The sequence below is a fragment of the Thalassotalea sp. G20_0 genome (assembly GCF_017744175.1).
Classification (GTDB): domain Bacteria; phylum Pseudomonadota; class Gammaproteobacteria; order Pseudomonadales; family Endozoicomonadaceae; genus Endozoicomonas.
The window spans coordinates 77,169-102,060 of record NZ_JAGHQV010000003.1 but is presented as its reverse complement, the minus strand read 5'-3'; the positions used below and the strand labels follow the sequence as shown (position 1 = coordinate 102,060).

Genomic DNA, 24,892 nt, shown 5'->3' with positions numbered 1-24,892 from the left:
TGATACGGCAACCAGGCGTACCTTCGGCAAGCACTGCCATCGACCCGCAACCGGTGACAACCCCGACCACACAACCAGAGGGCCAATGGAGAAGGTTTGGGGTGGCCCAATCCGCAGTCAGTGCATTTGTTCAGTCGCTAAACCCCCACTATGATCCAACCAATTCCCGGCCCGCCAGTACCGGATGTTGCTGGCTCTGCTGCTGGCTTTGATTTCCCGGGCCGTGATGGTCAGACCAGTGATTGCCTGCAGTTCATCACACTGGCAGGACGGGCGATAGCAGCTTATTCCGGCCTGCCTTCAGAAATCAATAGTTTGCTGAGCTATCTTGCCAACCTGGCGGTTGCGGGCCGGTTTGCCAGCGATCAGCTGAATGCGTTCAATGCTTGCGACGGTTCGATACCTGAGCTTGGCACACACAGGGAAAATACACCGGACGAGACTTTGGAAAACACGAAAAACAAAACCAGAAAAGCCTCACAGAACCTACGACAACAGACTGGTAAATCCGCCGCCCCAACGCTACGGTCCAGCCAGTTGCCAAACACACCCTTGGCACTGGGGGCTCTGGTCGGCCTGTCCGCGGTCGGTGCGGCATCAGCATCCGCCCCTGACACTGACTCCTGGGTTGAGGTGCGGGATGCCGAGGACCTGGGCAAGATCTGCCAAGATAAGGAATCATGTAGCAAACAATATCGCCTGACTGAGGATATCGACGGTAGCCAATTGTCCCAGTCCATTGGTAATAAAGTCCATCCGTTTACCGGCAAGTTGGACGGCAATTGCCGTACCATTGATAACCTTCTCCGGTGCCTGGTAGAACACCTCTCCGCTGAGGGCAGTATCGAGAACCTGATCCTTATTGATGCCAATATAAATTCAACAGCTCCGGCCGGGGTAGCGGCTTGTGAAATGTCAGGCGACGCCAGGATCAGCAATATTCACGTTGAACGTGCTTGCATTGCTACCAGGGGTGAAAATGCAACCGCTGCTATTGCTGTGGGCAAAATTAACAATGGAACAGTTACCAACACAAAAGCAGCAAACTGCAGGGTGGAAACCTTCGGTAATGAAACAGATGCCGGTATTGGGGCGGGATATCAGGCAAAAGAAAGTGTTATCGACACGACAGCGGTGAACTGCACGGTGACAACCTCAGGTGAAAAGGCGAATGCCGGTATTGGGGTGGGAGTACGGGATAAAGCAAATGTTACCGACACGACAGCGGTGAACTGCAAGGTGATAACCTCAGGTAAAGAGGCGAATGCCGGTATTGGCGCAGGATCCATTAAGGGAAAACAAGGAAGTACTGACTACACCAAGGTGATTAACAGCTTCGTTGATAGTACAGGTAATGCTACCTCTGCGGATATCAATGGAGGAAATAACACAGTTATTTGTAATGTCATTGTTAATGGCGAACCAAAAAGCACTGCCCAGGGGTGTCATTATTGGCAAAATAATACTCTATTCTGTGAAGATCTTGACCGCCGGTTTGTAACGTCGGATTGCCAGGCTGTTAATACTGGTATTGATACATCAAATGGTACTAATGCCCTTCCATCATGTCCTATCACAGAGACGGTGGCCACGGTGCCAGGCACCGCCATGAACGTTTCCAGCCCGGGTTCTGTCACACTTACAACGCCACCAACAACTGCGGCCACGACACCAGGCATGACCTTTTCCTCCCCGGATTCTGCCACACTTGCCAAATCAACACCGCTAGTGCAATCACTAAATACTGTCTTTTTAGCCTGTATCACCCTGGGCGCGTTGTTTGTTGTGCTGGTCGGTGCTACCGGTGTGTACACCTACCGCTATTGCAACCAAAGATCATCGGCCAGGGCTGGCCGTAACCGCCCCATGCCGTGGCAACCCGACGACAGATCCATAACTTATAGACCTCTGCCTGCTCCTCCTCAGAACCATTGCGATCTATTGTTAGTCAGACCGGAGAACACGGCAACAGGATGCAGCAGCGCCATGGCGAACACTGGAAAAGAACCAGACCAACAACGCCCTGACCGCCCGAATGTACTGAACGAGGATGAAGCCATCGATAGCCTTTACGAACCGATGGGGGTCAAGCAGGCGGGTATGGCAAAAGGGGGCAGCAACCCCATGGTAAACACTGGAAAACAACCTGACCAACAACGCTCTGACCGCTCGGATGTACTGAACGAGTATGAATCCATCGATGACCTTTACGAACTGATGGAGGCCAGGCAGGCGATTATGGCAAAAGGGGGCAGCTACGCCATGTTGAACACTGGAAAACAACCTGATCCTGGCCAACAACGCCCTGCCCCCCGGCGTACGAGAATGCATCGACCAGGCATAAATCCGCCTCCAGGAGGCTGTCCGAGAATAGCGCTGGAAAACAACCTGGCCCTGGCCAACAACGCCCTGCCCCCCCGGCGTACGAGAATGTATCGACCAGGCATAAATCCGCCTCTAGCCAAGGCAAACCGGTGGTGGTCGAGCTGACGGATATGGCAACAGGGGGGGCAGCAATGCCATGGCGAACACAGAAGAAGAACCAGTCAACAATCTGAAGGATAATGTATGTTGCAGGCTCTGCTGCTGGCATTGATTTCCCGGGCCGTGATGGCCAGACCAGTGATTGCCTGCCGTCCATCACACTGGCATGACGGGCGATAGCAGCACATTAATGACTATTTTTCCCTGCCGATATCTCCTTTGGTGATGCTCTTTTTCAGTCAGATATGCACTCTGGATTCAATCAGGATTACTTCGTTTTTTCAGAAAGGTCATCACTGTTGCTCCCCATACTGGCAGCATGGATAACAGACTGGTCCCTCCCATGATTTAATAACAACCAACCAGTCTCAATTGACCAGGATATCCAGAAATAATGAATCAGGAAGCCTACGAGACAGATATTGCCATTGTTGGAGCAGGAGTGGGCGGCGCTTATTCAGCATGGCGCTTAAGGGATAAAATTTCGGCTCCTGAACACCAGAAAATTGACCTGTTTGAAATGAGTGACCGGATTGGCGGCCGTCTTTACTCCCTCAAGATGCCCGGAATGCCCAACGTACCGGCAGAACTGGGGGGCATGCGCTACTTTTCCAGTCATGCAGTGACCCGTGAACTGGTCAACACTCTGGGCTTACCCACTCTGGACTTTCCAGGCAGTGGCACACAGGGCAATATTTCTTTTGTGCGCAACCACCATCTCCGTGACCTGGACTTTCGTGATCCGGATAAAGTCCCCTACCGGCTGAGTTTCAATGAGCGGGGTAAAACGCCTGACGAACTGATTCAATATGTGATCGATACGTTGGTTCCTCAAAGCGTCCGTGCATCCCCTGATGAGTGGAGAGCTTTCCGGCAATCCCATACCCTGGAAGGAAAAAGGCTCTATGAGTACGGATGGTGGAGTCTGATGGATTGGGTGCTGTCCAGAGAAGCGATTGAACTGATCAATGATGCCGGAGGTTACGACGCTCCTTTTCGCAATTGGAATGCCGCTGTGGCGATGGATGTTTTCAGAAATAATGCACCGGGCTGGAATGTTACCTCAAGGATGATTGCAACCGGCTTTCAATCGTTACCCGAAGCCCTGGTGCAAGGGTTTATCGATCAAGGAGGCCAGTACCATTCCCGTCACAGGTTATGCGCCATAACCCCATTTGAACAGCAGGGACAGACCCGGGTTAAACTCGTGTTCGAGAATGACCAAGGTACCAGAATGGTTGTTAATGCCCGGCACGCCATTTTAGGGTTACCAAAACGCTCACTGGAGCTACTGGATCAGGACTCAGTTCTTTTACGCACCCCCGAAATATGGTCGGACATTGACTCAGTTATTTCAAAACCGGCCATTAAACTTTATCTTGGCTACCCTTACCCTTGGTGGAAGGTGCTCGGGATTAGGGGGGGTAAGTCGGTGACTGACCTTCAGATCAAACAGTCCTATTATTTTGGAACAGAAGAGGATCGACCTGCCGGTGAAGCTGGCAACACCAACGCCCTGTTGCTGGCAGCCTATACCGATGGCCGGGTGCTGGATTACTGGCATCCCCTGGCCAGGGGGAATGAGTTTGCCGGAGCAGAGAACCCCTTTGTTCCTGTGGGACAGAGCCCTCTTCCCAACGAGAACCGGGCCACCAATAACCAGGTTATGCAAGCCCAAAAGGAACTCAAGGCGCTTCATGACTTGAAATACATTCCGAAACCTTACACTGCGGCCTACATGGATTGGTCTCAAGACCCCTATGGGGGAGGATACAGTTTGTGGAAGCCCGGACAAAAGAGCCTGGCTACTCAAAAGCGTATGCGCCACCTGCCCGGTTTACCCATTCACATCTGTGGTGACTCTTATTCCGATCTGCAAGGCTGGGTGGAGGGCGCATTGACCAGCACCGAACTGATGCTGGAAGAACATTTTCAACTGGAACGTCCGCGCTGGATTGAAAAAGAGTATTTATCCCGTTTTGTCGAGTAGCACTCTGAATTGGTCCCAAAGCACCTGAAGAGAAACCTGTTCCGGTCACTCTTGATGACGATTCAGAAAACTCCAGATTTTTTCATGATATGAAAGCCAAAGGTGTATCAGATCATGAAGGGCGATACTCAGGACAGAGAACCGAGACTGGCAGAAAGATTTGCATCCGCATAGGAGAGGTGTTGCTGAAAGTCCTTGTTAGTGCACAAGGGCTTGGCTCATACGTACTTTTTATCTTCCATCCTCAAAGTCAATTTTCTACAAAGTCTTTAACCTGCCTGCATAATATAAAGGCCAGGTTATGTTCTGCCCGGGTTGCTCAGTACCTCCTACAGAGCCAATTAATTTGACCGTTCGAGCAGGTTTGTACCGTGCTATATAAGTCTTCAGGCTCTTTGCCCGTGTGCGCTTGCCAGATTTCACTTCCACCGGGATGATCTCGCCATTATTGGTTTTGAAAAGAAACTCAATTTCAGCTTGCCTGAAGTCCCAGGAATAGGTCGGATAACAGCCGGTGGCTCTTAACTCATTCTGAACAAAATTCTCAGCCAGATAACCTTTATACTCATAACTTTGCTGAAGATGCTCCTGATAACTGATGTCAAGCATATGTCCTAATAACCCAATATCGAACAGAAACAGTTTAAAAAAATTGTCTTTCCGGTAGGCAGACAAGGGCGATTGAGGTTCGCAGTCAATAGGGTAACAGCGCGAAACCAATTTGGTTTTTTCCAACCATTCAATAGGGCTGCTTAAATCCAGATAACTGCGTTTACGTTCGATCACACCGCTAAACCGATAACGTTTAACCGATGCATCCATGTTTTTGGATAGTTGCAACGGCACATTACGAAAGACCCTTTCTATATGCTGTGCATTGACCTTGCCGCCATATTTACCAAAGTCACGAAGATAGCCGGATAATAGACTCCGGTGGATGTTTTGTATCCGGCTGCATCGCTCATTAATGCCACTGAACTTTCCCCCATCAGCAAACCAGGTTTCTACTGCTTCAGGCATGCCGCCGACAAAATAATAATCCAGCAGCAAATCCCACAGTTTATTGTGAGAGGCCTGAATCTGGAGTCCTCGCCTGAAGGCTTCCAGAATTTTCTCGTTTCCCGATGCCATGACAAACTCTTCAAAAGACATAGGGAACAGCTCCAGAGCTTCTACCTTACCAACCGGAAACGAGTTCAGCAGACCAACATTTGAGCCAGACGCGCAGAGGTAAAGATCCGGGCGCTGCTCAGCAAAGAACTTCAACGAACTTAACGCTGCAGGACACTCGCCAATTTCATCAAAAAACAGAAGGTCATGTTTGGCGTCAATATCAACACCCAGTTCCAGCTCAATATTCAGAAGTATGTCTTGTGGGTTCAGATTGGCACCAAACAGCCCTGCCAGGTTGGGGTTAGCCAGAAAGTCCAGCTTAAGAACCCGACGGAAGTGGTCTTTGCCAAAACACTCTTCGATCAGATAAGACTTACCCACCTGGCGGGCACCATCCAGTAACAGAGGTTTGCGCTCTGGCTGATTCTTCCAGTTCAATAGCTGGGTAATAAGTAATCTGTCCATGCTTATCGAAAGTCATCCAAAGCGGTTACTTTGTATTTATTATAGAACAATAATCGACTTTTCATACTTTTTCATACATTAAAATACAGTACTATTTATTTTTTAATAGATAAAAAGTTAATTTTTAATGAAAAATTAACTGTAGTTTGCAGTAATCAGGGATCAGGATGGCGAACTCTTATTTAATTACTTAGCCCAGACAGTCGTAGCAAGATCGGATCAAGACTTGGCAGATAGCTCGCCAATTTAGTGCTGGGGAGATGTGATCAAGAGCCAGGCTTAATGACGGGGTATCCGATCATGAAGGGCAACACTCAAGACACAGAACCGAGACAGACGAGAAGATTTACATCCGAAAAGCACCCAAAATCGTTTTTTGCACGACATACGACTCATATTCAAAACAGGCACCCTACCGGCAACGCCACCAGTTTTTCTGAAAAGGGCAGCACCGTATCACCGTTGTAAACAATTATCCCCCTCTGAATACTGCCCGTTGCCATGAGCATTTCCAGAGTCGCGAACATCTCTTTTTTGATCGTCATGCCTGCCTTGACCTCAATGCCTGTGGCCTGGCCATTATGCCCTGACAGAATAAAGTCCACTTCTCGCTGACTCTTGTCACGATAGTGAAAAAGCTGGCAGTCCTGATCACTGATGGCGATAGACTTCAGCAGTTCAGAGCAGACCCAGGTTTCCATTAACGATCCCATAAGATTTCTGTCAGCTTTAATAGCCGCTGCACTTATGCCTCGCAGGGAACACAGCAGCCCAGTGTCCACAAAATGAACCTTTGCCTGCTTAATTGCCCGCTTGAGATCATTCCGATGCCACCCGGGAACTCGCTTGACCAAGTAAAGGTTTTCGAGGGCTGCAACGTATTTTTGCACAGACTTGCTATCCATTTTTATCGCTTTACCAAGACTTGCATAGTTCAACGCCTCAGAAGAAATAGAAGACAGTGATTTAAGCAGCTGCGCCATTTCGTCCAGCTTTTGCAACTGAAAAACTTCTCTGATATCCCGCCGGATAATGGCATCGGTATAAGATCTATACCAGCGGGTCCTACGATTGGAAGAACGCTGTATTGCTTCAGGATAACCACCACAAGCTATGGCCGAAATAACCTGGTCAAGCTCAAGCAGCGACCCGGGCGGGGGAGTAAAATCCGAAGACGGAGACAATAGCTGGTGGATAATATCATGCTCTTCCTGCCTGTCAGCAGGCCTCTGCTTCAACTCACTCTGACTGAATGGGTACAGGGTAATAAATTCTGCCCGACCAGCCAGGGAATCTGCCAACATCGGCAGCGTCATCAGATCAGCGGAACCGGTCAGGATAAAAGCCCCGGGTTGCCGATCTTCATCCACCAGCAGCTTGATAGTGCGAATCAATTCCGGAGCCCGCTGAATTTCATCAATAATGACCGGACGCGGCTGATTACGCAGCAAACCAATCGGGTCATTGCGGGCAACCGTCAGGATATTTTCATCGTCCAGGGTCAGATAACTGCCGGAACCCTCAGGCTTGAGTGTCTCCAGCAGATGCCGCGCAAGGGTCGTTTTACCCGATTGCCGGGGACCGGTGATAATGGCTACCGGCGTATCCTTCAAGCATTCCCGCAAATTACGCTCAATAGCTCTTGGTATGTAGTCCATAGCAATCCAATCATGACTAATATGGATTTTATTTTAGATTAATATGGATTATGAAATCGACCATTATGGACTTATAATCCGACTAAAATGGATTTTACTGATGACTAATCTGGAATAATAACGCTATACAAGGCTCTATTAAAACGATAAACGAAGTGAACTTCTGACTGGAAATCCAGCAACACAGAGCAGCAGAAAATGAAACTATAACTTCTTTATTAAAACCAAAATGAAAATATAGTTTTAACATAGTATTAATGCCAGCAACTGCTGTTCCTGACGATTAATGCCAATTTCATTCGCGTAATGTTGCCAGTTGTCGGTCACACTACGAAGCTCTGTCAATATCTCTTTGGACTGTGTCGCTGACAATTGAAAATAAGGGGCTACTTCCAGCGCCAGATCCAGACTCAACTCATTGGAATAGTCATCAATATTGAGATGCAGACCCGTTGCACCCTGAATCACATTAATATCGTAAGCCGGTGACAACAACCAGCCTGAACTCGCATTGTCCGCCAGTATAAACCCATGATTACGAAGGTGGTCATCACTGTTGGAAACCAGAATATTAAACGCCAGCCGCCGCCAGAGCTGAGCAAGATCAGCCTGTGTGTTTGCCCCTTGCTCAATAAGAAACTGTGCCAGCTCCAGATAGCTTGCTCCATCATCACCATCATAGTAACCCAGCTGAGTCATCGCTGATGAAAAGTGACGCCGCACCTGCCCATAACGATCAAAGCGCTGGGTAAGAAAAGTATGGTGTGAGCTATTAAAACGCTGGATTTTACAGGGTGCCATGTTAATACCGGCATCTGTTGCCATGCGATAAACCAGATACTCCCAGGCACCCACATCATAACCATCATAATGGCTTGGAAATTTCGCCAGCCAAAGCTCATCGCCATCGCTTACACAGGCTTTGGGACGTGCGCCACCTAACGACGACCCGGGAGAAATCAGCATAAACAGCCACTTAAGATAATCCGGGTTATCCAAATCCTGGTTCAGCTCAATCTGACTAACCGCATACTCAAGTTCCCGCAGACTTGAAAATGGTGGGGCAGCCAACCGTTCATTACTATCAAGAAAAGGACCACTGTCGGACAATTTAAACCGCAGCGCCCCCATACGACAGATATCATGCACACCCAGCAGGTAATCCGATTCATTGAGCCGCTGAACACGCCGCCCTTCCTGCCTGGCCAGAACCGCTTCGCGCCTTTGCATCAATAAACGCCCCCAGCGATCTGGACACGAATCCATAAAGACCCGAAAATTGCGCGCATCATTATTAAACTGATCACCGGAGAACAGCTTCAACTGGGGATCTATCTGTACCGCAAATGGTGAACTTAACCAGCTTTCGGCATAAGCAAACCGGTAAACTTCTACACCCCGAACCAGATCAACCTCTAAAATGCCCACCCGTTCGGGCTGTTCCATCGAATGCCAATGGGCATAAACCCAAACAGACTTACTCATAACTGGCACCTTCCCTTTAAAAGGAATCTGAATGACGTTCGTTATTTTTGCGACGGGATGATAGCAGTTCAATATCCTGTAACTTACGGCCAAACTCATCATCCAATGCAACCTTCGCTAAATCTTCAGCCAACCCTAGTGCTGAAAGCACTACCAGGTAATGACCAATGGAAACACCGGGTTCACCCCGGGTGATATTACGAAGGGTCGGCATAGACAGACCGGTACGCTCAGACAATCGGGTTTGGGTGATCTTCCGGCGTTTCATCGCCAGGGCAATATTCTCGCCCAGTGTTTTCAACAGCCGAAGATCCTTGGGAAAAACAACAGCAGAGCGAGAAGACATGAAACTAAACCTTCATAGAAGCCAATTAAATGAAATTATAGTTTCATTTTTATAAAAATCCATTAGACAAGAAGTAATTCTTCTAATAACTGCCCCGGTCTTCATTGATCAACACCAGCTCTACAACCGGCACCTCCCATTGCGAGCATTTATGCATGCCCCGGAAAGCTTCCTCAGAATCCTCCAGACGCCGTCGAACTATGGCAATCACACTCCCCTGTAACGGGGAACCATTGCCCTGATCAAGCTGATGCACAAGGGAGGGATTATTCCGGATCATAGTTTTGGACAGCGCTGCCACGGCCTGACCATCGGCTAACAACAGGATGGCGTCTTTATCCCTTTTCAGGGTTACTGTACAACCCGCATTCAATCCGGCAAGTACCCCATGAATGGGGTGTGCTTCCGGCATTAAGCCAGCGTAACTCAAATAGAGGTCAGCCAACCCCATCAGATAGAATTGTTGCTGTGGGTAATCACCAGAGGGACCCACTGCACGAGTCAGGCACCCATCACCCAGGTCATCAATCAATGGATTATGCACATCCCGACGCTGGCAGATCACCAACTGCTCCATTGACCGGGTCATGCCCACGTAAAATAGCCGACGCTCTTCTTCTATGGCATCGGCATCAGCCGCGATGGTAATGGTTCCTGACCGCCGGGAATGATAAGACAACCATCCCCCATCCAGCATAACCACCACCGGAAACTCCATGCCCTTGGCACCATGTACCGTACCCAGATGGATACCGTCTCCCAGTCTCTGTTCCCGCCGGGTTTCCCGAAGATAGTCGACAATATAAGCCACCAGCGCACTGACCGGTAATTCAGCACCGCCGGTTTCCTCTTCCCAGCTATCCACCAGTGCCATGACTTTCTCCCGCCAAAGCCCCGGAGGCAGGGACAGTGCTTCCAGCCAACGTCGTATGCCATGGCTATCCGCCACATTGTCACAGTGTTCATTCAGGCATCGGAGCGTTTCATCAAATTCACGAATCCGAAAAAGAGGCAGATTCTGGCCACTCTCCAACGGCAGGCTCACAGGCAACCCCGCCTGTTCCAGGGCACTGCGAATATGGGTCAGTTCTTTTTTGGCAATACCGTGACGGGCCAGAATGGCGCATTGACCCCAGTCCAGATCCGGCATCCGCTCTTTCAGACGCTGTAACTCCTGCACCACGGCCAGGGTCTGTTGGCGAATATCAGCACAAACCAGTATCTGCACCCGCCCCCGGACCACAGGATCCAGGCTGTCGAGACTGCCGCCCTCGGGCAAGTGTTGTCGTGCATCATTGATACGAATTTCCTGCCGGGTTTTCATGCGATTGTTATTTTGGTTAATCACGCCATTGGCAACATTGATAATATGACTGGAAGATCGATAGTTCTGCACCAGGTAATGCCGCTGTGCCTGATAATCCTGTTCAAACTGTCGTATGTATTCGACGCTGGCCTGACGAAAACCATAAATACTCTGGTCATCATCCCCCACGGCCATGATGCTCAGTTTCTGCTCTCCCTGTTCCAGGGTGCGCCCGGCAATGGCCGAGATCATCTCATACTGCTGGGCATCAATATCCTGATACTCATCCACCAGAATATGTTCAAAACCTGCCAGCAGGCGCTCCCGGGCCTGGTCACCCAGAATGCCCGGCAACAGGGTTTCACCTTTTAGCAATGCTGTTGCCCCGGGAATCAGCTCATCAAAATTAAAGACATTATTCTGCTGTTTGCCAGCAGACGGACTGCGATTGCCATTACCCCCAATATCCGGAGCCTGAAAGCTGGTTCCGGTCAGACGCATGGCCAGGCCGTGAAAGGTCTGCACCGTCACTTCCCGGGCTTCCCGGCCCAGTAATTGATAAAGCCGCTGGCGTAACGTCACTGCGGCACTGTGGTTATAACAAAGCACCAGAATACTGTACGGCCGAACCCGCTGAACCCTCATCAGATAAGCACAGCGATGGACGACCACCCTTGTCTTCCCGGAACCGGGCCCCGCCAGCACCAGCATATTCTGATCCACCGGAGCCTGAACAATCGCCTGTTGCTGCGGATTACCCAGTGACTCAACAATATCTTTCAGGGACTGCTCACTGGTCGCCAGCTCCAGCAACTTTTTGCGATCCTTAAAGTAACGGTTCAGAAAGCTGGCATTATCCTGCTGAAAATAGTCCTGAACCAGACGCAGCGCCGAAGCCATTTTTTCCAACCCGAGCTTCACGTACTCATTCATTACATGAACCTGAGATATACGGGCCTTGTAATGACGGAACAGCGGATCGTAATCTCCTTTGTTATAGCGTCGGCTACGGGCTTCATTGTTCATCTTCAACGTCATGGCCTGGCGGAAAACAGCTAACCCCTGCTGAAGAATAATGGCACCCTGCTCGTGCAAAAACAGCAGTCCACGCTCCAGCGCTGCCAGCTCTTTGCCTTCACGAATATCCAGTGTCATATCCTGTCTGACACTGTCCAGCAGTGATTCCAGGGAAAACTCCACCAGCACCTCACTCCGGGAAGACTGCTCAGAATCTTTAACCGATCGGATCAGTGCAATCAGGATATGCTGGGACAGAGCGTGTCGTTTTTCCATGGTTGCCAGAATGCTGGCCCAGCTACGGCATAGCCTGAGGCTGTAATGATCTTTGTAGATGTACCTGAATTCAACGCTGCCTATGGACGACGCCAGCCCTTTACCATCTTCGCCCAGACTTTTCAGCAGATTTCTCAACAGGTCAGGATTGGCATAATCCAGCCCTTGGTCCACCAGCACCTGATTCAACTGGCGCAAATCCAATGGAAAGGGTTCTTTTTCATGGTCATCGGGATGGGCTTCCCGCAGGCTACCCAGCATGGCCTTTTCTAACCGGCACAATTTCTGGTAGACATCCCGGGCATTATTTCGCCCCTTGGGCCGGAGAAAAGCAGTCATCAATAACCCGTTGGAGACCAGTCCCACATCCGCCATCTGATTAAGGATGGTCATGATATCGGTAGTATTCAGCGGGGTAGCTTTATCCTGCGCTTTCAGGTGACGGCCAATATCCTCCGCCAGCAGATCCGCACTCACGCCCTCATCGGGATCGGCATTAATCAGGGCCGAGAGCACCATTATCCACTTTTTCCGGTTAGTGTCGGACAGCTGTAAGGTATCCAGCTTTTCCTCTGCCTCTTCCAGGGTACTGAACAGGGGTTTGCCCTGGAACACCTGGTTGGCGTTTTCATTTCTTTCCAGGTAACCACCACGCTCCAGCCAGGCAATGGCCGTTTTTACCTTGGTATCTGCTGACCGATCATCCAGGTCAAAAGAAGTATCCACGTCATCGGAACGCAATAGCTCGCCGGACGTAATCACAATATCCTTCCCCGGCTGTTTTTCCAGTCGCCTCAGTCCACGCAAAATCTATTGAATATCATTCAGATGAACTTCAGACAGAGCCCCCAACTTGAACTGGGTTTCAATATCCTGATGGTCAAACAGCAATATACACTCGGCAGGTTGCTCATCACGACCGGCACGCCCCGCCTCTTGCAGATAGTTTTCCAGAGAGCCGGGAATATCCGCATGAATCACCAGCCGCACATTATCTTTATCCACCCCCATGCCAAAAGCGTTGGTGGCACAGATAATGTCAATCCTCCCAAGGATAAAACCTTCCAGAATCACTTTTTTGGCGGGAACGTCCAGGCCACCATGAAAATGACTAACGGTCAGCGACCTTTGCGTTTCTTCAGAGTACTGATTAAGTGCCTTCGACAGAAACTGCGCCAGCTCCTCGGTATTCTTACGGGTGGCACAATAAACAACACAACAACCATTCTGCGGCAGGCGCTCCATAATCAGTTCCGACACCCGGCCATATTTAGCCGCATGGGTAACCAGGTGCACTTCATAAGCAAGGTTGGAACGCTCAACGCCCCCCTGAAACAGGGTCAGGGACTGCCCAAGATGGCTGGAAAAATGGTCACGGATATCATCTATCACATCGTGTTTCGCGGTTGCGGTGTAGCAGGCTACCGGAGGCAGTGGCTGTTTACTGTTAAGCGACTGCTCCCGAATAAATCGTCCCGCATAAAGATAATCCGGCCGAAAGTCATGCCCCCACTTTGACAGGCAATGGGCTTCATCAAATACCCAGCAGCCTATTTCCCGCTGGCTAAGGGTCTTAATTACCGACTTGTTTCGTAACTGTTCCGGCGACAGATACAGCAGGCCAATATCGCCGAGGCGCACCTGTTCCAGAATAGCCCCGCGCTCCGGAGGCGTTAACATACCGTAAATAGCAGCAACGGCTATGGAGCCGGTTTTCTTTTTCAGGTTATCCACCTGGTCTTTCATCAATGCCTGCAATGGCGAAATAATCACCGTCAGCAAACCACGGCGGTAATAACGCACCAGACCGGGAATCTGAAAGCAAATGGATTTACCGCCGCCAGTAGGCAAAATACCCAGCAACGGCTGGTCATTCATGCCCTCAAGCACAATATCCCGCTGCAGCGGTTGCCCTTCTTTGGTTTTGCGGTAATCCGGATAATTAAAGTAGCGCTGAAGCTGCCTCACCGGGTCATGATTTTCTGAACAGTAAATGCACGACTCATCGCCACAGTGCTGATCCCGGAGCTGCTTGAGGAGATTGGGTATCTCCGGAAAACGATGACGGACCCAACCCGGTATCACCGAATTGCCTCCGGATACTTTCAACCAGGCGACACAATAGGGCAACAGCACCCGCATTCGGGTTTCGGGCAAGTGCCGTATAGCCACACGACGGATCTGCTTTGGGCAAACCAGACCTTTGCATAACCGCACCAGGGCCTGTAACACGTCCGGGCCAGCGGTAAACGGCCGATCAATCAATGTCTGGAAAACCGCAGACATCCCCTCGAATGATGCCCCGATAACCTCCGGCAGCTCATCACCAGATTGTCCAGAATGCTCATCCTGTGGCTGGCCAGTGGCAAAGCAGAAATGATAGAACCGAATCAGGTCAGGCTCGTTCTGTGCAGTCTCCCAGAAACTCTGATATTGCTCGACAAAGATAGACAGTGCCAGCCGGGCATCCGCCACCGGGTCATTAATGGCATCTTTGACCAATTTATAATCTTTCACCAATCGGTGATAAGGATTACGGGGGAAAGCCAGGGGAGACAGGAATAAGGTATCAATCACCGGTTTGGACAATAGCTGCAAACCGGGCTGAAGAGATTGCAATACCGGCAAATCATGGCCGATCAGATTATGGCCGAGGACAAAACGGCAAGGCTGACAAAAGGCATCCAGCCCCTGCAAGGCAGCCATCACCTCTTTTCGCTTGCCTCCCTGGTACTCAAACTGCTGTATCCGGTCACTGAGGACCGGAGCTTCAGGGTGACCGATAACCGGATTATAATAAGCCCCGATATGGCGGATAGCTCCCTGGCCTGTGGTTTCCAGATCAAGGGCAATAATCTCCGCAAGCAAAGCCTGTAATTCTGGGCTGTTAAACACAGCGACTTCTTTTTGATGGTGCTCTTTATTGAGGTCGTTATCGAAGTCAGGCGTTGAAGAGCCGGAGGTATCAGACTGGCTGCTGGTCATAATGTATCGTCCGTAAGATACAAAGTATTCTAATTCGACAGCCTGTCCAAAAGAAACAGGACAGAATGATCAGCCCTTTCTCAGTGTAACAACGCATTCTGAAAAATCCGGGGATACAAGTAAAGTCATGTCATGACTTTGCTGCTGACTCAGTGTGGTGTGCACTCGCACTGAGTTGAGTGATTGCGGAATAAGACAAAACCTTGCAGAATCGGACAATCCCCAGCAGAGTTAATAGTGTAAATCTTCGCTAAAACCATAATTCAAGCATCAAAAGTCATGTATTCAACTATCCTTGGCAGATGCTTGATATCTCCCCTGAACCTGAATGCACTTCGGGTCAACCCGGCACTCCCTTCAGTCTTGTTCAAGTCAGCTTGACCAAGCAGGAATGCATTGATCTCAAATGGCAGGTCAATCATTGGAGAAGGTGAGGGAACACTTGTCTGCGACCGGTATTCAGCCTACAAAAAATTGGCCAAAGACCATCCGCTGATTTTTCTGGCATTCTGCTGGGCTCATGTCAGGAGAGACTTCATTGATGCCTGTCGTGGCGACTCGGATCTGTATAAATGGAGCACAGTCTGGGTAAATAGAATTGGTCGTTTGTATTACTTAAACGAGCAGCGACTTCTGGTTCGGAATGATCCGCAGCAGTGGCTAACACGACAGTTGAGGCTGAAAAAGGAAGTTGAGCTTATAACCTCTCAGCGGGACAAGGAGCTGACACGCCCAAGGCTGGCTCCAAAGGCAAGGAAAGTGTTGGAGAGCCTGGCAAATCATTGGGAAGGGCTTGTCCGGTTTATTCAGAATCCGGATGTCCCTATGGACAACAATATTGCTGAGCAGACATTACGCGGCCCGGTGGTTGGAAGAAAAAACTACTACGGTAGCGGAAGTGAGTGGAGTACAGAACTGGCTGCGTGGCTCTTTACTGTTCTGACGACCCTTAAGCTCTGGAAAATAAATCAGAAGCTGTGGCTGACAGGTTATCTTGAAGCTTGCATTGCCAATGACCGGCAACCGCCAGTAGATTTAAGTCAGTGGATTCCCTGGCTAATGGATGAAAGTCACCTCAACGAATTACGAATCCATGGTCCGTTTTTCAGGGCTTTTGTTGATCAGGGTCTGGACCAGTTCATCGTGTTCATCAACATCTTCCTGGGTCTCGTCACTGCGGGTCAGTACCGGCAACAATGGCTTTGCAGAAAGAGCTTTTGCCGGCATTGACCTTGCCAAACACCAAGAAAATCACCCGGTCGGCAAAGGCTTCAGAGAGCGCTCGCATGGGGGAGGTCTGCTCCCAGCGTTCTGCCCAGTCGCTGATGCTCTGTTCCAACGCCTGCCGCAGACGCAGGTTCTGCTGGTACAGGGTACTCTCTTCATTGAGGGCGGTATCATTGCTGGCAGGAATTGCTGCCAGGGTACTGACAAGAACCGGTTCCTGAGCACCAGCAACTCACTCTCCTGCCCCTCAAGACGCTCAAACTGAGCCTGAAAACTCTCCAGGCTGGCCAGCAAAGGTTGGAAGTGCTCCATGATCAACCCTCCAATTGGACGCAGAGCTGTTGCAGTTTGTGAATAGCCTGCCGACCCCGGTCGCTCTCACTGTTATTCCCATGACATTTGTCGTACATCCACAGCAGCTTTGCTTTGCACCCGGACCGATTGCTCAATGCCTGCTCTACCAGCGGTTTATCAATTCTGTGGCCGAGCTTATACTGGTTTGTCAGGCTATTCAGTTGCTGTTCTGCGAACTGGCTCAGCCGTTGCTGACGTTCCCGGGCAAGCCGTTCTTGCTCTGCTTTTCTGGCCTGCTCTGCGGCACGTTCACGCTCCCGGCGAGCTTCTGCCTCCCGGTATTCCCAGTCGTCATCATCGTCCTCATCCCGGACGACGTCATAAACGACCTTTCCGAGCAATGCTCCACCGGTCAAGATCAAGCCCCATACAAGTGGTGCTGGCATAACTATCTCCTCTTTTCTATGTGAGTCAGCCGTAAGCGGCAACTGTGTTGAGTGTCTGATCAACCGCACTGACAAAACGACAACGACGCTCGTATCGCTGTTCTTCACGCTGCGCCAGATTGGCTTCCAGCCGGTTAATCCGTTGTTGCAGTTGTCGCCTAACCTCGCCACGCAGATGCGCTATCTCTTGCTGGCGGCTGCTCTGCAGACCCCGCTTCAACTGTTCAGTCAGCGCCAGCAGATCGGACATGCCACTGAGTTCGACAAACTTCTCTTTGCCCTCATAGATGCCCCGCTGATAACGCAGGGCGGATACCGGCACCACGGTAATACCAGGCAACTGCGCCTGAACTCGCTGAAAAACCCGGTAACCATCCTCCTGGTTCAGCTGGTCGATCTTGGTCAGCACCAGGAACATTCTGGATTTGTGATCCCAGCTCCGGGCCATCATCCCCCGGTAAAGATCCAGCTCGTAGCGATCCAGTTCACCGGCCCTGATGTTGTGCACCAGGAACAGGTAGTCAGCCAGTTCAAAAGCGCCTTGACGGGCCAGACGGTCATCTTCGCCTCGCACATCCTCATCCAGCCCCGGAGTATCAATCCAGACCACCCCATCCCGGGAAAATTCCTGATTGGCGCGGCTTTCACAGCGATCAGAGGCCTTGAAAACCTCTCTGCCCACCAGCGCATTCAGCAGGGTGCCCGTAGTTGTACTTGCCGAATAAATACGGCGATACGTGCATTACGCTGCTGGTCCATCAGTTGGGCCAGGCGGTTCAGTTCTTCCCTTGCTTCGGGAAGGTCTCTGGCCAGTGCCTGAAGGTCGGATCTGTTCATAGGAAACTGCTTCTGGTGTGGATATCCGGGCAAGCCCCAATGCTTGCCCCTGTCTATGGTTGGTATCCTACGCTTCAGGCAAAAAATTTGTTTGATCACAACCTTGTATCGGAGGGATACAGCCGGTCACTTCAGGCAAAGAATAAACATAAATAGTCGTGTAATCCGGCATCACGACCTTGTGTATTGAGAGAGTGCGGGTACTTTAATCGGAGAGGATGGGCAGGCTATGCCCTGTTCAGGATCTGCCCGGAAATAACTGCCATATTTGGCACCCGATCTCCGTTCATCCAAGCGGAGTCGAAGAATGGTTGGCACGGTACATGGGTCTGAAGTCTACATCCTGCGACAAACTCAGGCCAAACGGTGCCTGGAGCTTCGGTAATGCGGCAATTCGTTCAATTAAGTAATTGTCTGGAGTTAGTCAAGGAATGTTTCAGCACCAATCAGGGGAAGCAGTTTCAAGATGGCTTCTTTATAAACAGCTTCATCCACATGGCCCACCCGTTCAGCCCGGCGATGCTGCCAGTCCAGGGTACGGATCAGCCCCGGAATCGCGAAGGATGGCTCTATATCCAGACCGCTGATCTCAACATTGGCGGGCCGTTTTTTCCCCTGAGAGCTGATGGGAATACAGATGGCCTGACCAATGGCCTCGTTATAGAGGCGCGAAGAAAGCACCAGGGCAGGCCGACGCTTGCCAATCTCGCAGCCCTTACCCGGATGAAAATCAAGCAGGACAATATCGCCCCTTTCGGGTACATAAATCCCGGACCTGTTGGCAGCCATCAAAAGTCCTCTTCGGTTGGCCGGGTATCTTCCAGCCAGTCACTGACGTCATCGTCTACCAGTGTCTCCTTCAGACTGGCAACCAGCTCCTCTTCTGAATAGGGAAGCGGACCGGTGGAAACCTTGCGGCGGATAAAGAGCCCATCGGCATGGATCTCAACCTCAACCCCCATACCTTCTTCAAAGCCGGGAATATCCCGCATCGGTCCGCTAATCCGCAGGGCCAGGCCATTGCCCCAGCGTTTGATGGTGGATTCTGTGCGCATAACCCCCTCCGTATCTACTATATAGATACACCAGTATATACGATGTAGACACTTCGGCAAGGCAACGGATCCCTGGCAGACGGAAACATTACAGTGAAGCAAAGGTTTTATTGTACAGATTGAAGAATGAAGGTTGTTTTATGGAGGGTAAGGTATAACAGCAGGGAATGGGAATCTTATAGCTGTTCTCAATCATACGGTGAATCGTCTTAATCCCTTTCAAATCAGGGCAGTAGCCAAGCAATTAACGCTGACTTTGACGGCGATAAGCTAAAGTATCAATCCCTTCCGAATCAGGGCAATTCTCAAACCCTACCACCAAAATAAATATTTGCAATCAATATGTTACAAAGGCCCTTGACGCATTTCCCGAAGATCGGGAGCTACGGGAAAACTCAGTTATACAAATCACATCAAAAACCATAAGAGAAGATACTCTTGAGCTATTTTACCTTTTTTACCGGGTATGCACAGATGTGCGATCTTCGACAAAGGCCGTACAACTGCAACTGCACGACCTTTGTTGTTTATTATCCGCCACGGGCTTCCAGTTCCCGAATACGGTCTTTGGCTTTTTTATTTTTTTTTCAGGTCAACGCCCAGATAGTTGTAACGCTCTTTGCCAAGAACCACCAGTTGCTGACAATAGCGAACATCCCAGGAGTCTGATACTGCCTGACTGAAAGCCTGATCAGGTCAGCACCCAATGAACATCCGAGACTGCCACCTATCCCTTCCCCCTTGTCCATCCGCTGCCGCAGGGCATCCATCGCCACCTCTTCCGATGCCATGGTTGCCAACCGTGCCTGCTCTGCCCTGACAGAAGCCTGCTCCTGCAAACCAGTCTTCAGTCGATTTTCGGCACTCCCATCCCGACCCATATGGCCGTAACCGGCAGCGGTTTTAGCCCCGACACCCCAGAACATCAGGGCCTCTTCCAGCCACGCCATGGCCTGTTGCAATTGTTCGGCAGCAACCGTGCAGCCTTCCCGGGGTGCAATGCCAAACAGAAAGCTGGCTTCTCTGCACACCAGAAACGGTACCGGCACCGGACTGTGCCAGTCGCCGGGCAGGCTATCTGCTTCCATTACCTGATCGGTGCCGCCTTTTTCGTGCCGCTTGCCGCCATGGGGCGTCATGATATCGGTAACCAGCTGCACCTTGCCGACAGGGAACCCATCGAAGAATATCAGTGTACCGGCACGGTTATCCTGTTGGCACGCAGCGGGATCTTTACTTTCGCTACCGAACAACTGGAATCGGGGTGGTGAAAGGCAGATACTGTGTGGACATTTCTCAACAGCCGCATCAACAATATGTCCTTATCTATTTCCCTTGCTGATAGACTAGCCGCCCACCCTAAACTTGAACATAGAGTTTCTGCTCTCCTGGATATTGTTGAATCAGAATCCGGCGTGTTGGATCGTGCTGATGATGCAGAAGAGGCTGTCATTGACAACCTTCGTAGTATGGGTAATGAACTCCTCACTGACTGGAGCGCCTATAAAGAAGACCAGAAGTTTTCTGAGGCTTGCCTGAAGCATCCTGAAGCTAAGGCTCAAAAAAACATCTATTGGTTCAGCACCTACGGAAAGATAGAAGTCATTGAACGCTGTCCGACTGTAAACCAGCATCGAGTCAGGCCTTTCAGTAATGCCGCTCAGGTTAACTGTCGTGAGTACTCCCGCACAATCCAGCGCAGGATTATTGACTTTTCTGCAGACTTGTCTTTTCAGTGTGCTGCAAAAAAAATGCACGAACATTACGGTATAGAGATTCCTGAGTCATCTATCCGCGCTATTACGCTTGAACACGCACGCTGTATGCAAAAGGATTCCGTTATTTCTGTACAAACTTGTCAGGAACGTGGCCGTGACGCTGGCCAGTTTGCAGGAGAAATGGATGGAAGTATGATCCCGGTTGTACTCTTCGATGAAGATGCAGAAGGCGATAAACGCAAAACGCGTAAAACAGAATGGCAGGAAGCCAAGCTTTGTCAGATCTATAAGCTTGGGAGTACAGATAAACGTCATCAGGCTACTATGGGAGGACTGGATGAAGCCGGTGACCAGTGGTTGAGCTGTGCAATATCGCAAGGTTTTAACCAGCAGTCGTCCATTCACTGCGTTAGTGATGGTGCTAAGTGGATTGTCAGTCAGACAAAAAGAGTGTTTGGTGATCAAGGGAGTTTCCTTGTCGACTATTACCATCTGTCCGATTACTTTGCAGAAGCAGCAGAAGAGTGTGCGGGTCATAAAAAGGAGTCGCGTGTAGAATGGCGACATATCCAGCAAAATCGCATGAAATCAGGAAATATTGATGCCGTCATGGCAGAACTTGATCAGTATAGAAATGGAAAGAAAGGCAAGACAGCTAATAAATCAGAGGAGTGCCACCGATATATCCGGAACCGTCCGGGGCAATTCGAGTATGCATCGGCGAAAGCAGCAAACCTTCCCATTGGCTCTGGCGAAATAGAAAGCTCAAACAGTTCGATAGTACAAATGCGGTTAAAAATTCCCGGAGCCTGGTGGAAACCTGCAAACGCAGGGGCAATGCTTTGTTTAAGAACATTGCATTCTAACGGAGAGTGGGATCAGTACTGGGAGCATTCTGGTTAATTAGTGCAAGAACACTTTTAATTTCACCCCCTGACAGGCCATTCAGATAAAGGCGATCTTCCCTGATTTCCCAGGCGGAGTTTTTCAAGATGGTTCGGCCTCCAAAACCCGCTCACCCAAAGGGTGAGCTGTCAGAAATGAAAAAAGACCCCTTGTCGGTCACGCTTGAAGTCGATTCTTTCGATGGAAAAATTCATGTTGAGCGGGAACCGAAAGCTTCGGTCACTCCAATGGGGCAATTGGCCTTTTTTATCCAATTTTTAAAAACGGGTCATCGATTTGAACCCTGGGTCAATGATTGCCCATTGACCTATAAAAGCCCCAATGCACCTCAAAAAGTTGATGTTGCGTATTCTGGTTAACTTGAACACCTATTCTTTTTCATTTGAACACCCCGAACTCCTTACACATTGCCCAGTGTGATTATTAGACCAAGTGTTCAAGTTAACCAGAATACGCAGCTTTTCAAGCTAAATATCTGTTCAAAAAACACTCATGTTTTTTCCGTGTTGGAGACCCTGAAAAAGTGTTCGTTACCAGTTGTTCAAAATCAGAATATAATCTGACATTTCAAATACACACTATCTAATCCATCAGCAATCAACCGAGTAAACCATGGACACAGGCTCAACATCTGGCAACTGAAAAGGAAGACCAAGTTGATCAATTTTTCCCATCAAAAACTCCCTGGAAGATTCCAGAAACTCTATAAGCACTGCGCTATCAGGTGCTTTATCTTTATCAATCTGACGTGCTGATAAAGCATTATTGAGAGCGTTAACTGTTTCTTCTCCCTTTAATAGAGACAGTTCACCAGATACTTTTTTATGTACCCCAACTGTAACAATATTTATCGTTCTGTCTGACCCTGTCACTCGATCCCGTATCGTAAATAACACCAGACTCCAGGCTTTTCCTTTCAACAAACACAGGCACTCCTTAAAATCTAATGCCTGATCTACAGCCTTACCGAAAACGGGATGCCCAAAACCGATAACATCAAGATCTTTATTGTTACGTACAGCGGTCCTGTCAAAAGAAATATTCTCATACACTCGCTGTATCGACAGATCAGTTTGCCACTCTTTAGGGGCCTTAAAACTAATTGCATGATCACCTTTTTTTGGTCGGCGATTATTCAAAACCAGCATGGACTCAAAAAACGGCTTTAATTCCTGGAGATCTAATTTGGGAACGTCTTTCAGATCAGAGCAATCAAACTTTTCTGCACGACCTACCATATCTTTAACCTTGTCGATAACAGACTGGCCACCAATTGTCTGGGTTTTGACGTCAAACCAGTCCGCCAGTTTCTCATTGTTCCTGCCAAGACTTTGACCAAATATCTCGTTAAAAATACGCTGATCACTCATTCCAAGTATCAGTTGCATCAGGTCTTCAGGCTCTTCCATTGCATTACCCAGAGCCATCATAATTCTTTCAATCTTACTATTTAGCAGATCCCAGATTCTTGACTCTACCGTATCAGGGTTTCTCAGAGTAATGACTTCAACCTGCTCCTGCTGACCATATCGGTTCAGACGGCCCACCCGTTGATGCAGTCGCATTGGATTCCAGGGCAGATCAACATGAATCATGGAATAACAGTGATCCTGCAAGTCAATCCCTTCACCTCCGGCCTCTGTTGAAACAATAAAGCGTACTTTTTGAGTATTGAACTGCTGTGCTGCTGTATAACGATCCATTGTCATGGCGCATACATCACCAGACTGATTTCTCACCCCTTCAATCCGACTATCTCCATTGATAAAACTGACACATCCATCTCCGTACTTTTTAAGCAGCTCACTGACTAACAAAGCTTGTGTCGCTTTGTATTCAGTAAAAAAGACAACGCTGCGCCCTTTGTAATCATCCTCCAATATATCAATGATTTTTCCCATACGGGTTTCATCTTGTATTTTTTCAGCTGCTTCCAGAAGCTCCTCCATCCTGGGGAGTTCATCATCCATCAGCTGCACCTTTACAGAAATGGCAGCAAACTCTTCTTCCAGAGCAATAATCTCATCCGATAACCCAATATCTGCTCCCTCACTATTGCCACCATCTAGTTGAGAAACAATTTTCTCCTGCCGACTTTCAATCTCACCAAGCCGGGCTTTATTTTGTTGGTGCCTGCATATTCTCCCCCTGATAGCCTGACGAACTGCCGCAACTGAACTGGAAGCCAGCTTCTGCATAGTGATTAACACCAGCATTACCGCTTTTTGATCTCTGGAGTTCAGCGATGACGCATAAGCCTGGCCACTTAATATAAAGTTGGATAGCTTTTCATAGAATGCTTGTTCTTCTGGAGAATAGGCATAGGTTCTTGCCATAACTTTCACAGGTTTAAATAATCGTTTACCCGCCATATCCGTGACATTTTGCTTATTATTGCGAATAAGCACCTGACTTAGATTTTCCCGCATCTGTGCTTCTGACATATTCTCCGGATCAAACAGATCCGCCCTGAGCAACCTCATTAAGGCAAAAAAACCATAATCCTTTCCCCGGTGAGGTGTCCCCGAAAAAAAGAGCCTGGAATCAAATTTATCATGACTGATAAGCTTCTCAACAAAACGGTATCCCTGGGTAGCCCCTTCATCTTCAATAAAGTTAAGATGATGGGCTTCATCAATAATCAGCAGGTCCCAGTCCTCGGCTTCGAGCATGCGTTGATGCCGACCGTTCACATCCTTTCTTAAGGTAGGTAATGAAGCAACAACCTGGTGATGACTATTCCAGTAATCAGACCTTGCGGTATCAGACTGAGGGGAATAAATACTCAGCCTTATATCAAACATTTGTCGCAAACGTTCCTGCCATTGTTCTACCAAAGGGGCTGGTGTAAGAACCAATAATCGTCGAACACGTTTTTTGGCCAGTAGCGGCCAGAGAATAAGACCAGCTTCAATCGTTTTTCCCAACCCCACATCATCCGCTATCAAATGACAGGCAGGCCACTGCCTTAATGTCCTGTGACAAACCCAAAGCTGATGTGGCAGCAATGAAATTTTTGATCGAGAGAACACCCCCCAACTGTCATTTACAGAACGAAGGGTCAAAGCCAGAGAACGACAGGCAACCTGCTTCACAGGATGAAAATTACCGGCAAGTATGGCTTCGGATAATCCCTGATTAACGGATAGCTGACTGGTAAGGCATTCTTCGATGCCATGCTCAAACCTGACCAGCGTTGTCTCACCCTTACAAATCTCGACTACACCAGAACCAAAATCAGGATGGCTTACGGAAACGCCTGATTGAAAATCAGTCATGAATAA

Annotated in this window: 18 protein-coding genes; 5 read left to right on the top strand and 13 right to left on the bottom strand. The window is 49.3% G+C overall.

Going from position 1 to position 24,892, the window contains the following annotated elements:
• Positions 1–150 precede the first annotated feature (150 nt).
• Positions 151–2,490: a M26 family metallopeptidase gene (locus J7438_RS02490; protein ID WP_209275319.1), complete on the top strand. Its 2,340-nt coding sequence runs from the start codon at positions 151–153 to the stop codon at positions 2,488–2,490.
• Between the two features lie 388 nt (positions 2,491–2,878).
• Complete coding sequence (locus tag J7438_RS02485) at positions 2,879–4,474, top strand: flavin monoamine oxidase family protein (protein WP_209275318.1); 1,596 nt, start codon at positions 2,879–2,881, stop codon at positions 4,472–4,474.
• 258 nt (positions 4,475–4,732) lie between these two features.
• On the opposite strand, the gene J7438_RS02480 is transcribed toward J7438_RS02485, so the two are convergent.
• The 6 genes from J7438_RS02480 to J7438_RS02455 all read right to left on the bottom strand — a co-directional run bounded on the left by J7438_RS02480 (position 4,733) and on the right by J7438_RS02455 (position 15,125).
• Positions 4,733–6,052 carry an ATP-binding protein gene (locus tag J7438_RS02480; protein ID WP_209203924.1) on the bottom strand — a complete coding sequence of 440 codons (1,320 nt, stop codon included), beginning with the start codon at positions 6,050–6,052 and terminating at the stop codon, positions 4,733–4,735.
• A 398-nt stretch (positions 6,053–6,450) separates the two neighbouring features.
• Entirely contained in the window at positions 6,451–7,710 is a 1,260-nt protein-coding gene (locus J7438_RS02475) for an ATP-binding protein (RefSeq protein ID WP_209275317.1), read from the bottom strand.
• A gap of 243 nt (positions 7,711–7,953) precedes the next feature.
• Positions 7,954–9,195, bottom strand: a complete 1,242-nt coding sequence (locus J7438_RS02470) for a type II toxin-antitoxin system HipA family toxin (protein WP_209275316.1) — start codon at positions 9,193–9,195, stop codon at positions 7,954–7,956.
• A gap of 16 nt (positions 9,196–9,211) precedes the next feature.
• Positions 9,212–9,541 carry a helix-turn-helix domain-containing protein gene (locus J7438_RS02465; protein ID WP_209202764.1) on the bottom strand — a complete coding sequence of 110 codons (330 nt, stop codon included), beginning with the start codon at positions 9,539–9,541 and terminating at the stop codon, positions 9,212–9,214.
• A gap of 82 nt (positions 9,542–9,623) precedes the next feature.
• Positions 9,624–12,902 (bottom strand): ATP-dependent helicase, encoded by a 3,279-nt coding sequence (locus tag J7438_RS28175; RefSeq protein ID WP_209275315.1) that lies wholly within the window; start codon positions 12,900–12,902, stop codon positions 9,624–9,626.
• A 48-nt stretch (positions 12,903–12,950) separates the two neighbouring features.
• Positions 12,951–15,125, bottom strand: a complete 2,175-nt coding sequence (locus J7438_RS02455; protein WP_209275314.1) for a RecQ family ATP-dependent DNA helicase — start codon at positions 15,123–15,125, stop codon at positions 12,951–12,953.
• 396 nt (positions 15,126–15,521) lie between these two features.
• Between J7438_RS02455 and J7438_RS02450 the strand changes: the two genes are divergently transcribed.
• Positions 15,522–16,355 carry an IS66 family transposase gene (locus tag J7438_RS02450; protein WP_209275313.1) on the top strand — a complete coding sequence of 278 codons (834 nt, stop codon included), beginning with the start codon at positions 15,522–15,524 and terminating at the stop codon, positions 16,353–16,355.
• Between the two features lie 311 nt (positions 16,356–16,666).
• Here the strand turns inward: J7438_RS02450 and J7438_RS02445 are convergent, their stop codons facing one another.
• The 6 genes from J7438_RS02445 to cmr6 form a co-directional block, all read right to left on the bottom strand.
• A complete protein-coding gene (locus J7438_RS02445; protein WP_209275312.1) occupies positions 16,667–17,092 on the bottom strand; it encodes a hypothetical protein in 426 nt (141 codons plus the stop codon).
• A gap of 25 nt (positions 17,093–17,117) precedes the next feature.
• Positions 17,118–17,774 (bottom strand): P-loop NTPase family protein, encoded by a 657-nt coding sequence (locus tag J7438_RS02440; RefSeq protein ID WP_209275311.1) that lies wholly within the window; start codon positions 17,772–17,774, stop codon positions 17,118–17,120.
• 8 nt (positions 17,775–17,782) lie between these two features.
• Positions 17,783–17,929: a hypothetical protein gene (locus J7438_RS02435; RefSeq protein ID WP_209275310.1), complete on the bottom strand. Its 147-nt coding sequence runs from the start codon at positions 17,927–17,929 to the stop codon at positions 17,783–17,785.
• A gap of 420 nt (positions 17,930–18,349) precedes the next feature.
• The gene (locus J7438_RS02430) at positions 18,350–18,718 is read right to left on the bottom strand and encodes a type II toxin-antitoxin system PemK/MazF family toxin (protein ID WP_209275309.1); all 369 of its coding nucleotides are present in this window, start codon (positions 18,716–18,718) and stop codon (positions 18,350–18,352) included.
• Positions 18,718–18,984: an AbrB/MazE/SpoVT family DNA-binding domain-containing protein gene (locus tag J7438_RS02425; RefSeq protein WP_209275308.1), complete on the bottom strand. Its 267-nt coding sequence runs from the start codon at positions 18,982–18,984 to the stop codon at positions 18,718–18,720. The genes J7438_RS02430 and J7438_RS02425 overlap by 1 nt, the downstream gene beginning before the upstream one ends.
• A 587-nt stretch (positions 18,985–19,571) precedes the next feature.
• The gene (gene cmr6, locus J7438_RS02420; RefSeq protein ID WP_503003883.1) at positions 19,572–20,300 is read right to left on the bottom strand and encodes a type III-B CRISPR module RAMP protein Cmr6; all 729 of its coding nucleotides are present in this window, start codon (positions 20,298–20,300) and stop codon (positions 19,572–19,574) included.
• On the opposite strand from cmr6, the gene J7438_RS02415 reads away from it, so the two are divergent.
• On the top strand, positions 20,301–21,605 hold the full coding sequence (locus J7438_RS02415) for a hypothetical protein (RefSeq protein WP_209275306.1): 1,305 nt from the start codon (positions 20,301–20,303) through the stop codon (positions 21,603–21,605).
• Between the two features lie 137 nt (positions 21,606–21,742).
• On the top strand, positions 21,743–21,967 hold the full coding sequence (locus tag J7438_RS02410) for a hypothetical protein (protein WP_209275305.1): 225 nt from the start codon (positions 21,743–21,745) through the stop codon (positions 21,965–21,967).
• A gap of 231 nt (positions 21,968–22,198) precedes the next feature.
• Here J7438_RS02410 and J7438_RS02405 read toward each other — a convergent pair whose 3' ends face one another.
• Positions 22,199–24,886, bottom strand: coding sequence for a DEAD/DEAH box helicase (locus J7438_RS02405; RefSeq protein WP_209275304.1), 2,688 nt, complete (start codon positions 24,884–24,886; stop codon positions 22,199–22,201).
• Between the last annotated feature and the right edge of the window lie 6 nt (positions 24,887–24,892).

What these genes read in the sequence shown, in the direction of transcription:
- J7438_RS02490 (WP_209275319.1), top strand. Translation starts at nt 151, where the DNA reads ATGATCCAACCAATTCCCGGCCCGCCAGTACCGGATGTTGCTGGCTCT.
- J7438_RS02485 (WP_209275318.1), top strand. Translation starts at nt 2,879, where the DNA reads ATGAATCAGGAAGCCTACGAGACAGATATTGCCATTGTTGGAGCAGGA.
- J7438_RS02480 (WP_209203924.1), bottom strand. Translation starts at nt 6,052, where the DNA reads ATGGACAGATTACTTATTACCCAGCTATTGAACTGGAAGAATCAGCCA.
- J7438_RS02475 (WP_209275317.1), bottom strand. Translation starts at nt 7,710, where the DNA reads ATGGACTACATACCAAGAGCTATTGAGCGTAATTTGCGGGAATGCTTG.
- J7438_RS02470 (WP_209275316.1), bottom strand. Translation starts at nt 9,195, where the DNA reads ATGAGTAAGTCTGTTTGGGTTTATGCCCATTGGCATTCGATGGAACAG.
- J7438_RS02465 (WP_209202764.1), bottom strand. Translation starts at nt 9,541, where the DNA reads ATGTCTTCTCGCTCTGCTGTTGTTTTTCCCAAGGATCTTCGGCTGTTG.
- J7438_RS02455 (WP_209275314.1), bottom strand. Translation starts at nt 15,125, where the DNA reads ATGACCAGCAGCCAGTCTGATACCTCCGGCTCTTCAACGCCTGACTTC.
- J7438_RS02445 (WP_209275312.1), bottom strand. Translation starts at nt 17,092, where the DNA reads ATGCCAGCACCACTTGTATGGGGCTTGATCTTGACCGGTGGAGCATTG.
- J7438_RS02435 (WP_209275310.1), bottom strand. Translation starts at nt 17,929, where the DNA reads ATGAACAGATCCGACCTTCAGGCACTGGCCAGAGACCTTCCCGAAGCA.
- J7438_RS02430 (WP_209275309.1), bottom strand. Translation starts at nt 18,718, where the DNA reads ATGGCTGCCAACAGGTCCGGGATTTATGTACCCGAAAGGGGCGATATT.
- J7438_RS02425 (WP_209275308.1), bottom strand. Translation starts at nt 18,984, where the DNA reads ATGCGCACAGAATCCACCATCAAACGCTGGGGCAATGGCCTGGCCCTG.
- J7438_RS02415 (WP_209275306.1), top strand. Translation starts at nt 20,301, where the DNA reads ATGTCCTTATCTATTTCCCTTGCTGATAGACTAGCCGCCCACCCTAAA.
- J7438_RS02410 (WP_209275305.1), top strand. Translation starts at nt 21,743, where the DNA reads ATGAAAAAAGACCCCTTGTCGGTCACGCTTGAAGTCGATTCTTTCGAT.
- J7438_RS02405 (WP_209275304.1), bottom strand. Translation starts at nt 24,886, where the DNA reads ATGACTGATTTTCAATCAGGCGTTTCCGTAAGCCATCCTGATTTTGGT.